We start from the raw sequence: 12,536 nt of genomic DNA, 5'->3' as shown, positions 1-12,536 counted from the left end.
AGCTCTTTATAAGATTTATATATTTAATATTTCAAATTAGAAAATTAAATAATTTAAAATATTAGTACAAAATAATTTATAAAGATATTAAATTTGAGATTTTTTTGGTTTAAGATTATAAATATTAAGGATTTTTTGAAAAATAAGAGTCTATTCCATTAGCAATTCCATTTGCTAATAGTTGTTGATACTCTTTTTCATAAAGTCTTCGGCTCTCTTCAGGATGTGAGATAAATCCAAGTTCTATTAAAATTGATGGCATTTGAGCTCCTACAAGAACCCAAAATGGACCTTCTTTTACTCCTGTATCCTTTACATCTTTATATTTAGATCTAGCAGATTGTAAAAGACCAGCTTGTACATCTATTGCAAATTTATGAGAAGCAGTTATTCTAGGACGATTAAGGCTCTCTAAAAATACACTTTTTGAACTTTCATTCATCTCTCTAATATCATCTTTATTCTCTAAAGCTGCAACTCTTTTTGCTCTTTCACTTCTTGCAGGACTTAAGAAAAATGTTTCAATGCCACTTGTTGATGCAGCTTTCTCTTTTGGCATAGAGTTTGTATGAACTGAGATAAAAAGGTCTGCATTCTTTTCATTTGCTAAAATTGTTCTATCCATAACTTTTATAAATGTATCAGTTGATCTTGTAAGATAAACAGTATATCCTCTTTGTTTTAAAATACTATATAAATATTTTGTAACTTCAAGATTTATTACTTTTTCATATCTTTTATTTGGTCCTACTGCTCCAACATCGCTTCCACCATGTCCTGCATCAATTACAATAACTTTATTTTTTGGTTTTGAAGATGTTTTTGTATTTATAAAAACAGGTTCTTTAGTTGTTGTTTCTTGCTTTGGATTTTTTTCTTCAACTTTTTTTGTAGGCTCATTTTTTACTACATTTTCAATTTTTGACTCTGGTTTTTTCTCTACAAAATCCTGTTTTTTAGTTTCAACTTTTTTTTCTTGAGCGACTATTTTTGTATCAGTTTCAGCCAAAATTATTAATTCATCAGCTCTTAGCATAAAAGATATTTTTGGTTTTGTAGAGTTTTCTATTTTGATAATAGTATTTTGATTTGCATCAGTAGTAGTTATTTTATCTATTCCATCAATCGATATTTTAGTAGGATTTGTATATTTATATTTTCCATTTATCTCAAATGTATATAAATAAGTTCCATTGCTTATCACACCTTTGTGAGATATATAGCTTTTATCAATATTTTTATTGAATTTAACAACTATTTTATTGTTATCTTTATAAATTTGTTTTATTAAGTTTTCTGTATCTATATTTGAGTTATCTTTAATTTCTTGAGTTTTTTTTGTTGGAATATTTAATTTTTTTTCAGGCTCTTTTTTTACAATAGCTTTAGAATTATCTTTTTGTTTATCTTGTAAAATCTTTAATTTAGCTTCATCTGGTTTTGTATCTTTTTTGAGTTTTTTTCCTAAATCTATAACTTTTTGTAAATCAGAAATTTTTTGATTATCATCTTTTTTCAAAGATGATTTCAAAAACTCAATTTTTGCATCTCTATATTGCTCTTCAAGAGTTGCTCCAAATGCTAGATTTAAAAGAAGAATAATCCCTAAAAAAACTTTTAAAATAACTATTCTCCCTTAGTTAATTTTTCCATCAGCTCTTTTACTGAAATTATTTTATCTATTTTATAGCCATTTGAACCTGTAAAAAATAGTCCTGTTTCCACATCACCTTTATATGCAGCTCCCAATCTATCAGCAATACAGTATCCAACTAATTTGGCTTCGTGACCACGATTACATGGTGCAACACAGTTTGAAATACATTGAACTTTTGGTGCTGTGTTATTTTCTATTGAAAATTGAAGATTTGTTTTAACTCCTCGTGCTGGAAGTCCAACAGGTGATTTCATTAAAACTATATCTTCTTCTTTTGCATTTAAAAGTACATTTTTAAAATTTACATCAGCATCGCATTCAAATGTACCTATAAATCGTGTTGCCATTTGAACACCAACACAACCCATTTCTAAAAATTTATCAATATCTTTTTTGTCCCAAACCCCACCAGCTGCAATTATTGGAATATTTCCCCAATTTTTTGCCTCTTCAATTACTGGTGGTACAATGTTTTCTAATTGAAACTCTTCTTTAAAACAGTCCTCATATTTAAAACCTTGATGTCCACCACTTAAAGGTCCTTCAACTATAACAGCATCGGGGATTTTGTTGTATCTTTGCCATTTCTTACAGATTAATTTTAAAGCTCTTGCACTTGAAACTATTGGAACAAGGGCAACATCTGGAAAATCTTTTGTAAATTCTGGCATATTTGTAGGTATTCCAGCACCTGTAATTATTATATTTGCTCCAGCTTCACAGGCATCACGCACTACTCTTCCATAGTCGTTTATTGCATATAAAATATTTGCTGCAAGTGGAAGTTTTCCACAGATTTTTCTAGCATTGTCGAATATCTCTTTTAGAGCCTCTTTATTATAAAAATTTAAAACCTCTTTTGGTTTATCTTTTCTCATAACAATATTTACATTTGGGCTTAATTTTTTATAATATCCTGTTCCAACTGCCGAAATTACACCTAAGCCACCTTCAAGGCTTACATGACCTGCAAGTTGATCCCAGCTAATTCCAACACCCATTCCACCTTGAATGATTGGATGTTTTATCTCATATTTTCCTATTTTCACAATTTGCCTTCTTTATTTGATTATTATTTTTGCGAAACTTTTTTTACCTTTTTGAAGAATATATTCTCCAGTACTTAAGTTTAGCTTATCATCGCTTATCTTCTCTTGATTTATTGATACAGCATTTGATTTTATATCTCTTCTTGCTTGAGAAGTTGAATCAACTAATTTACTATCAACTAAAGCTTGACAAATCCAAATTTCACTATCAAAAGTAAATGTAGGCATATCTGTTGGAATATCTTTTTTTGCAAAAACTTTTTCAAACTCCAATTTTGCTTCATCTCCAGCACCAATACCATGGAATCTATCAACTATTTCACTAGCTAGGCTCTCTTTTATCTTTTTAGGGTGTAAAGTTCCATTTTCTACACCTTTTTTAATTTCATCAATCTCTTTTAGCGATTTTGATGATAGTAGCTCAAAATATCTCCACATAAGTTCATCTGAAATAGATAGAACTTTCCCAAACATATCAAAAGGCAAATCTGTAACACCAATATAGTTTCCTAAAGATTTTGACATCTTTTGAACTCCATCAAGTCCTTCAAGAATTGGCATCATCAAAACTGCTTGTTGTTTTTTACAGTCATAAGCTTTTTGTAATGTTCTTCCCATAAGTAAATTAAACTTTTGGTCTGTTCCACCAATTTCTATATCACTTTTTAGAGCTATTGAGTCATATCCTTGAAGTAGGGGATATAAAAACTCATTTACAGCTATTGGTGTATTACTTGCATATCTTTTTGAAAAATCATCACGTTCTAGCATTCTAGCAACTGTTAAGTTTGAAGCTAGAGATATAAGTCCAGCAGTTCCAAGCTCATTTAACCAAGTACTATTAAATACAACTTGTGTCTTTTCTTTATCTAATATTTTAAAAACTTGCTCTTTGTAAGTTTCGGCATTTTTTAAAACATCTTCTCTACTTAAAACTTTTCTTGTTTCACTTTTTCCAGTTGGATCTCCAATTGTTGCAGTGAAATCTCCAATTAAAAACTGAACAATTCCTCCAAATTTCTGGAAAGTTGCTAGTTTTTGGATTAAAACTGTATGTCCTAGGTGAATATCAGGAGCAGTTGGGTCAAATCCTGCTTTTACATAAAAATTTTCACCAGTTTCATAATATTTTCTTATTAATTTAGTAATAGCTTCAATATCAATAATCTCAGCAGTTCCTCTTTTAATCTCTTCTAGTGCTTCACTTATTTTATTTTCCATTTTATTAAACCTTATTATTTATTATATGCATCTTTTTTTGATAAAAATTCAATAACTTTTATCTCTTTTTCTACAATTTTTTTAACTTCATCTATATTTGCTTTATTTGTTTCAAATTCAATATCACAATATTGATTATATGTATGTTTTTGTCTTCCAAAATTTACAACTAAAATATAAAAATCATTTTTTGATAAATAGTTAAATACTTTTGCTAATTCACCTTTTGTATTTGGAATACTAATTAACATTTTATATCTAAATACACTATTATTTGTCCAAGTACAAAACAACATTTGGTGGTTTGCTTTTATTTTTGAGTAGGCTTTATCACACATTTTATGGTGAATTATTGCATCATTTCCATTTCTAAAGGCTACAATATCATCACCAAATTTTGGGTGGCAACAGTGATCAAAAGAGATAGAGTGTATGTTGAAATTTGAGTAAATCATCATATTGTCAAATTTGAACTCTTTTATTTTGCTAGTTAATATTTTAAATCTAGCCATTAAACCTTTCTCTTTTGTTATTTTCTTTTCAAGAAGAAGTTTTGCATGTTTAAAATAACTTAAAACTTGAGGAACTTTATATATATTATCAACATCATGAACTTCTAAAATATTTTCATAATATCTTGAGAAAACTGTATTTAAAATATTTCTTCCAGATAGTTTATCTATCTCTTTTTGTCTTTGAGTACATAAAATTTTTAACTGTTTTTTAGCTCTAGGAGTTTTTAACATATCTATCCATGAACATCTTGCAACTGTATCTTCTCCAACTTCAATAGATACAATATCTGTACTTTTTAAAACTGTTAAAAGAGGTTTTTTAATTTTATTTATATAGCAAGATATTGCTTTTTCTCCTACATTTGTATGAACTGCAAAGGCAAAATCATAAGCTGTTGAGCCAATAGGAAGAATAAAAACTTCACCTTTTGGAGAGTAAACAATAATCTCATCATTAAATAGATTTTCTTTTGTTTCGTTGTAAAACTCTTCGATATTATCATTTGAAAACTCTAAAGATTTTAACCAATTTAGGTTTGCATTAGAGTTTGAAGAGCTATTTTTTTCTCCACTTTTGTATGCCCAGTGAGCTGCAATTCCATACTCTGCAATACCATGCATATCAAAAGATCTAATTTGAATTTCATAAATTTTTGAGTTATAAAAAACTGTTGTATGGATAGTTTGATAACCATTTTCTTTTGGTGTTGCTACATAGTCTTTAAATCTTGAAACAAGAGGTTTAAACTCTAAGTGAATATGCCCTAAAGCTTTATAGCAATCAATATCACTTTCAACTAAAATTCTAATTGCAAAAAGGTCAAGAACTTCTTCAATAGTTATACCTTTTCTTTGCATCTTTAAATATATTGAATAGTGGTGTTTTACTCTTGAATATATTTTGATATTTTTCTCTTCAAAACCATTTTTTTCTAAAAGTTTTTTTGTAACAGTAATGAAATTATTAAAGCTTAACTGCATTGACTGTTCATTCTCTTTTAAGAAATCATCAATTTTTTTATATTCATCTGGATAAATATAGAAAAATGCTAAATCTTCTAACTCATTTTTAAGAGTTGAAATACCAAGTCTATTTGCAATTGGAACATAAACAACCAAAGTCTCTTCAGCAATTCTTCTTTGTTTATGTGGAGGTAAAACAGCAAGAGTTAGCATATTATGGAGTCTATCGCAAAGTTTTACAATTAAAACTCTTGGATCATCAACAGAAGCAATTAGCATTTTTCTAAATGTTAAGGCAGCTTGAACTATTTTTGAATCACTAGAATCTTTTGAAGTTACGAAATTTTCTTCTCTAATATCACTTACTTTTGTAAGCCCTTTAACCATATTTGCAACATTTTTACCCCATCTTTCTTCTACATACTCTAAAGTAAATGGAGTATCTTCTACAACATCGTGTAAAAGTGCAGTAGCAATTACATCTTCATCTGGTGAAAATGTTGAAGTTATTGTTGCAACTAAAATAGGGTGAACAGCATAAGGCTCACCGCTTTTTCTAAATTGACCTTCATGTGCTTCAATAATAAAATTGATAATTTCATAAAGCTTTTCTGAAATATCAATTTTTGTTTTAAGTTTATTTATAGCACCATCAATAGTATTGATAGTTTGTACTTCTTTAAAAAAATTATTCATATATTATAATTTAAAATAGGCAGAGGACTATTTTTCTTTATTTACCAATCCATCAATTTTAAGTAGACCATTTGCAATTTCATCTATTGCAATATCTGTATATTTCATTTTTTGAGTATTTTGGCTTAAAAGTGGTTTTGCACCTTTACTTAATTCATCTGCTCTTTGACCAACAGCTATAGCTAAAATATATCTATCATTATCAACTTGTTTTAAAGCTCTTGAAATTCTCTCTTCTAATCTTTCCATCTATTTTCCTTTTTTAATCTATTTTTTATTTAAACTTATTTTACTATTGAACACTTACTATAATCACCTTGAATAATTCTAAGAAGATTACCTTTTTCATTCATATTTGTTACAGCTATTGGAAGTTTATTATCTTTTGCTAGTGCAATAGCAGTATCATCCATAACTTTTATATGATCTTCTAAAGCTCTATCATAAGTTAAAGTATCCAATTTTATTGCATCAGCAAATTTCATAGGATCTTTATCATAAACACCATTTACTTTTGTAGCTTTTATAAGTAAATCAGCCCCAATTTCAGTAGCTCTTAAAGTAGCACCTGTATCTGTTGTAAAATATGGGTTTCCTGTTCCTGCTCCAAAAATTACAACTCTTCCTTTTTCAAAGTGTCTCATAGCTTTTCTTACAATAAAAGGTTCAGCTATCTCTTCCATCTTAATTGCAGTTTGTAATCTTGCACTTAAACCTTTGTATTCAAGAGCTTCTTGCATAGCAACACCATTTATTACAGTTCCAAGCATCCCCATATAATCAGCACTTGTTCTTTTAATAACACCATCAGCAGCAGCTGTAACTCCACGAATTATATTTCCACCACCAATAACAATGGCAACTTCTACACCATATTCAACTAATGTTTTAATCTCTTCAGCAATATAATCTAAAATTTTAGTATCAATACCATAGCCCTCAGCTCCTGCTAGTGCTTCACCAGAAAATTTAACAAGTACTCTTTTGTTCATAAGCTCTCTTTTTTTATAATAATTTTTGCATTTTATCCAAAAAATAATTAACAAACTCTTAGCTTAAAGCCCACTCATAAAAAGATATAGCATTAATTTGTATCTTATTATTTGATAAATTTTCACTATTTGAAACAGTAATAATCTCTATTTTTTTTATATTATTTTCTAAGGCTGTTTTTACAATCTTTTTTAATAAATTAGCATTCATAATAGAGTTAAAAAAAGGTATGCAAACTACTGCTAAATCATCATTTTTTAAGTAAAAATCAATATTATCTAAATAGTAAATTTGGCTATTTTCTTTTATTAATTCTAAAAAAACCATATTTGTAAACTCTTGTTTAAACTTTTTTGTAAAACTTATAGCATTTAAAAAAGCATAATTATATGTATATATTTTTTTTAGGCTTTTCTCTTGATTATATTTTTCTATAAAAAATATTATTTTTTTATCAACAAACTCTTTACACTCTTCATAAAATCTATCTTTTGAAATTTTAACTCTAGTTTTTAGTTGATTAAATAGCTGAAAAATAGATTTTTTTTCATCTATATTTTCTATTAAAATTTTTAGAATTTCATAATTTGTTTCATCTTTTGAACTAAGTTTTATAATTTCTTGAAGTCTTGATAATTTTTTATGCTCTTCTATACTTATAGAAAGAGGTAAATTACCATATTTTAAGAAGCTATTAAAACTTTGAGTAATATTTTGATGTTTAGAATCAAAAAGCAAATACTCTTCAAAATCAAGTGCAAAAAGCTCGATTTTATCAAAGTTTTCAATATTGAGATTTATTTGTGAAGTTAAAATGATATTTTCACAATTTGGAATTTTACACTCGAAATTATAGTTTTCTAAAACTAAAGTTTTTATACTGTTTGAGTTTATAAACTCTTGTAAAAATGGCAAATCTTCTAATATGTTTTTATTTCTTAAATCAAAAAAATCTATATATAAATACTCTTCATTTTTAAAGTTTCCTAAAAAATCAAAAACTAAATAAGATTTACCAACTTTTGAAGCTCCACAAATTAAAGTTTTTTCAGATTGAATTTTTATTTTTCTTTCCAAAAAAGTTATTTTTGAAAAGTTTATTTGATAGTTTTCTTCTAAAAGCTTCATTTACTACTTAAATTTATAGCTTCTTTTATTGCATTTATATAACTTTTATTTGATGGATTTTTATCTTTATATGCTATATCAAAAGCCGTTCCATGATCAACACTTGTACGAATGATTGGAAGATTTAAGCTTACATTTATACTCTCTTCAAAATAAAGAGCTTTTAGTGGAGCTAAACCTTGATCGTGGTACATTGCTACAAAATATGTATAGTTTTCTCTACTTTTTGGGCTAAACGCTGTATCAGGAACTAAAGGCATAGAAAAAATATTATTATTTATAGATTTATTTACTTTTTTGATAGCTTTTTCTATTTTTTTCTCCTCTTTTCCTAAAACTCCACCGTCTCCAGCATGTGGATTTAGAGCTAAAACAGCAACTTTTGAAGCATTTGTACAAGAGTAAAAATCTTTTAAGAAATTAGTTATTTTTTTTGTTTTAATATTTTTTGCTACATTTTTTAATGCAATATGTTCTGTAAAAAGAGCAACATACATAGAAGAGCAACCTAACATCATAATTGCATCTTTTTTAAAAATATCTCTTAAAACTTCAGTATGACCTTTGTAAGATATTTTTGCTTTACTCCAAGCCTCTTTATTTATTGGAAGAGTACAAATAGCATCAACTCTATTTTCTTTTGCTAAAACTATAGCATCTAAAAATGAGTTATATGAGTATAATCCAGAGTTTTTACAAACTTTAGAAGGTTCTATATTAAACTCTCCAATTGTCTCAAAAAGTGTAAAATCTTCTGGTATTTCTTTGTTTAAAAGTTTAGAAGCTTGATTTAAAAGATTTTTATTTATACAGTAAGTTGGAGTACAAAATTGTGAAATTTCTTTGTGAGAGTTTAAAGCTATCTCTATGCCAACACCATTTAAATCCCCGATGCTAATAGCAATTTTAGGTAAATTATTCATTTATTAGTTTTTTCATTTCAGTAATTGCATCAAAAAGTCCTGTAAAAACAGATCTAGCAATAATACTTTGTCCAATATTAAGTTCACTTATCTCTTTGATATTGCAAATATCTTTAACATTTTGGTAGTTTAAACCATGACCAGCAGCCACTTTTAATCCAAGATTTTTTGCAAAATTTGAAGCATTTTTAATCTCTTCTAAGCTTCTGTCAAGTCTATTTTTAAGCTCATCACGACTAAGCTCAAGCTCTTTTATAGAGTGTTGAGTATTTCTTAGATTTGTATAAAGCATAGCATAGATATTTGCATAGCTTCCAGTATGAAGCTCAACCCAAGAAGCTTCTAGCATATTTGCTAACTCTATTGATTTACTGTTTGGGTCTATAAAAAGTGAAACTTCAATATTATTTGCTTTTAATTTTTCAATAACTGCATCTATTTTATTAAAGTTTTTCTCCAAATCAAGTCCACCTTCAGTTGTAACTTCATCTCTATTTTCAGGAACTAATGTTGCTCTAAATGGTTTTAATTTACAAACAATATCAATAATATCGCTATTTATTGAACACTCTAAATTTACAGGAAGTGCTGATTGTTCGATTATAGCTTTTGCATCTATATCGTGAATATGACGTCTATCTTCTCTTAAATGAATAGTTATTTGATTTGCACCTGAAAGTTTACAAATACTTAAAGCATCAAGTGGATTTGGATCATTTATTTTTCTAGCCTCTCTTAGAGTTGCTATGTGGTCTATATTTACACCTAGAAGCATTTTATTTCCTTTAATTTTTTATGACAAATCTTTTAGAGTTGAAATATTAGCTGCCAACTTATTTTGAACTTCTAAATACTCATCCTCATTTTTTGAATCAGCAACTATTCCTGCTCCTGCTTGAAAAATAATTTTATCTTTTGTAATAAGAGAAGTTCTTATTGTAATTGCACTATCCATATTTCCATCAAAACCAAAATATGCAATACTTCCAGAGTAGAAATTTCTTTTAATCCCTTCAAATTGTGCTATTAAATCCATAGCTTTTATTTTTGGAGCTCCAGTCATTGTTCCTGCTGTAAATGTTGCCATAAACAAATCAAACATATCGTATTTCTCATCTAGTACAGCTTCTACATCTGAAACTATATGCATAACATGTGAATATCTTTCAACTCTCATAAGCTCAGTTACTTTTACAGTTCCAGATTTTGCAACTCGTCCTACATCATTTCTTCCTAAATCAACAAGCATTAAGTGTTCAGCTCTCTCTTTTTTATCGTTGATTAGTTCATTTTCCATCTCTAAATCTTTCTCTAGTGTAGAGCCTCTTTTTCTTGTACCTGCTATTGGTCTTAAAAGTAGATGACCATCAATAAGTCTAATCATAACTTCAGGACTAGAACCAGCTATAGAGAAATCTTCAAACTCTAAAAGGTACAAATATGGGCTTGGGTTTTTGCTTCTTAAGGCTCTATAAAAGCTTAAATTATCTACAATAGCTTTTTGAGTAAATCTATTTGACATTAAAATTTGGAAAACATCTCCAGCTTTTATATGCTCTTTTGATTTTTCTATCATAGAGAAAAACTGCTCTTTTGAGTAGTTGAATTTACCTTCATCAAGTAAAACAGCTTTTTTCAAAGGAGTAAAAGAGTAAGGCTTTAAAAGCTCTTTTTCAATAATATCTAACTCATCTTTTAAGTTTGAAATAGAAGTTAAAAGTATTAATTTTGAGCTTTTATGAGAGTAGGCTAAAATTATTTTTGGTCTTATTAAATCTAAATCTGGAATATTTAATTGGTCTTCTAAAGAGTTCATAGATTTTTGTAAAATAGGTTCAAACTCTTTTCCTATATCATATCCAACATTCCCAATAAAACCATCTATTAAGCCAATTCCTAGCTCTTTTGCTTTTTGTTTGTAAATCTCTTTATCAAAATTTTTATAATATTTTTTTAAAAAACTTAGAGGATTATTATCTACTTTTACTATTTCATCTTTTTCATTTTTAAAAAAACATTCATTGTTTTTATACCAAACCCTCTCTCTAGCACCAATTATAATATAAGAAAAATTTCCATCATTGTTTGAACTAATAGTACTTTCAAATAAAAAACTAAGCTCATTTGGGTAAAGAGTTTTTGCTTTTTCATATATTGAAACAGGTGTAAATTGGTCTAAAAATAAGGTTTTGCTATAAAAATTCATAAATCATCTCTCTTAAAATTTAACTACATGAGCATTTGCTAAGTCTAAAGTTGTTTTTATATTTCCGATATTTTGACTAGCTGCTTCTTTTGAAGGATATGGACCTATTAATACTTTATTGTATAAAACACCATTTACTTCATGTTGATAAATTTTATATTTTAAATTTCCTGCTCTAATTTTATTAATAAAACTATCAGCTGGTTTTTTACTAAATGCTCCAACTTGAACGAAATATCCACTACTTGGAGCAGATTCACTACTTGTAGTAGTTTTACTATTATTTGATACTAAATCTTTTACAGATTTTTTAGTTTCAGTTTTTTGAACTACTGGCTCTTTTTTTGTTTCAGTTTTTGTTGTTTGTTGAATATTTTGTGTTTGTTGTGCTTTTTTCTCTTCAACTCTTCTTATTGCATCATCTAAAGTTTCATTAGAGATATTTTGATTATTTGTTGAATCAGAAGTCTGTGTATCATCTTCTTGTTGGCTATTTTCTTGATTAGCTTGAATATTATTTAATCTCTCTTCAGGTGATAATCTACTAGGGTCTATCATCTGTTCATTATCTTGTTTTGCTCTTTGATTTAATATTTTTTGAAAATCTTCTTCAACTTTATTATTTGAAAGGCTTTTTGATTCAGAAGTTTTAGCACCATTTGATGTAAAAGTATCTTCTTTACTTGAATCACTAGTTAATAATCTAATAATTATAATTGTCAATAAAAAAAGTACAAGTAAAACAACACCTAACATAATATATTTTTTCTTATTATCTTCATTATTAAAAGATGAAGTACCAAGCATAATATTATCTAGTTCATGTTGAGAATTTAAATTTTGACTATTTTGTAAATTTAAATCAAAAGTATTTTGGTATGGATTAGTACTTTCAGGTTGTACAAAAGGAGTTTGTTTTATACCAATAGGATTTTCTTCTTCTATATAATTATTTGGACTAGAAGATTTAAGCTCTTCTAATCTTTTTTCCAACTCTTCTCTCTCTTGTTTTTTTTGAACATTTTTTAAGAATTCATTGCCTTTTATTTGCATAAATTATCCTTATTTTTAACCTTAGTAAGTCGATTGTGTATAAATTACAAATTTATTAGCTAACTCTTCAAGCTCTTTGCTTATTTTTTTATGAAGTTCTGTGTTTTCTATATCATCTAAAACATCACAAAT

General features: G+C 27.5%; 11 protein-coding genes. All 11 read right to left on the bottom strand.

Annotated features, from left to right (window positions below; translation table 11 throughout):
- Positions 1–124 precede the first annotated feature (124 nt).
- On the bottom strand, positions 125–1,519 hold the full coding sequence (locus tag IQC44_RS10955) for an N-acetylmuramoyl-L-alanine amidase family protein (RefSeq protein ID WP_228286336.1): 1,395 nt from the start codon (positions 1,517–1,519) through the stop codon (positions 125–127).
- Positions 1,520–1,626: 107 nt separating this feature from the next.
- Entirely contained in the window at positions 1,627–2,706 is a 1,080-nt protein-coding gene (locus tag IQC44_RS10950) for a nitronate monooxygenase (RefSeq protein WP_198306400.1), read from the bottom strand.
- Positions 2,707–2,718: 12 nt separating this feature from the next.
- Positions 2,719–3,927, bottom strand: coding sequence for a tyrosine--tRNA ligase (gene tyrS / locus IQC44_RS10945; RefSeq protein WP_198306399.1), 1,209 nt, complete (start codon positions 3,925–3,927; stop codon positions 2,719–2,721).
- Positions 3,928–3,941: 14 nt separating this feature from the next.
- Positions 3,942–6,101 carry a RelA/SpoT family protein gene (locus IQC44_RS10940; RefSeq protein ID WP_198306398.1) on the bottom strand — a complete coding sequence of 720 codons (2,160 nt, stop codon included), beginning with the start codon at positions 6,099–6,101 and terminating at the stop codon, positions 3,942–3,944.
- A gap of 27 nt (positions 6,102–6,128) precedes the next feature.
- Positions 6,129–6,350: a DNA-directed RNA polymerase subunit omega gene (locus tag IQC44_RS10935; RefSeq protein ID WP_198306397.1), complete on the bottom strand. Its 222-nt coding sequence runs from the start codon at positions 6,348–6,350 to the stop codon at positions 6,129–6,131.
- A gap of 35 nt (positions 6,351–6,385) precedes the next feature.
- Positions 6,386–7,093: a UMP kinase gene (gene pyrH / locus IQC44_RS10930; protein ID WP_198306396.1), complete on the bottom strand. Its 708-nt coding sequence runs from the start codon at positions 7,091–7,093 to the stop codon at positions 6,386–6,388.
- A 58-nt stretch (positions 7,094–7,151) separates the two neighbouring features.
- Positions 7,152–8,222, bottom strand: a complete 1,071-nt coding sequence (locus IQC44_RS10925; protein WP_198306395.1) for an ATP-binding protein — start codon at positions 8,220–8,222, stop codon at positions 7,152–7,154.
- Positions 8,219–9,145 (bottom strand): 4-hydroxythreonine-4-phosphate dehydrogenase, encoded by a 927-nt coding sequence (gene pdxA / locus IQC44_RS10920; RefSeq protein WP_198306394.1) that lies wholly within the window; start codon positions 9,143–9,145, stop codon positions 8,219–8,221. The genes IQC44_RS10925 and pdxA overlap by 4 nt, the downstream gene beginning before the upstream one ends.
- On the bottom strand, positions 9,138–9,920 hold the full coding sequence (locus IQC44_RS10915; RefSeq protein ID WP_198306393.1) for a pyridoxine 5'-phosphate synthase: 783 nt from the start codon (positions 9,918–9,920) through the stop codon (positions 9,138–9,140). The genes pdxA and IQC44_RS10915 overlap by 8 nt, the downstream gene beginning before the upstream one ends.
- Positions 9,921–9,938: 18 nt before the next feature.
- Positions 9,939–11,351, bottom strand: coding sequence for an anthranilate synthase component I family protein (locus IQC44_RS10910; protein ID WP_198306392.1), 1,413 nt, complete (start codon positions 11,349–11,351; stop codon positions 9,939–9,941).
- A 12-nt stretch (positions 11,352–11,363) separates the two neighbouring features.
- Positions 11,364–12,404, bottom strand: coding sequence for an SPOR domain-containing protein (locus IQC44_RS10905; protein WP_198306391.1), 1,041 nt, complete (start codon positions 12,402–12,404; stop codon positions 11,364–11,366).
- Positions 12,405–12,536 lie beyond the last annotated feature (132 nt).

Source organism: Arcobacter vandammei (assembly GCF_016106035.1).
Taxonomy (GTDB): Bacteria; Campylobacterota; Campylobacteria; order Campylobacterales; family Arcobacteraceae; genus Aliarcobacter; species Aliarcobacter vandammei.
This window is presented reverse-complemented; position numbering and strand designations above follow the sequence as displayed.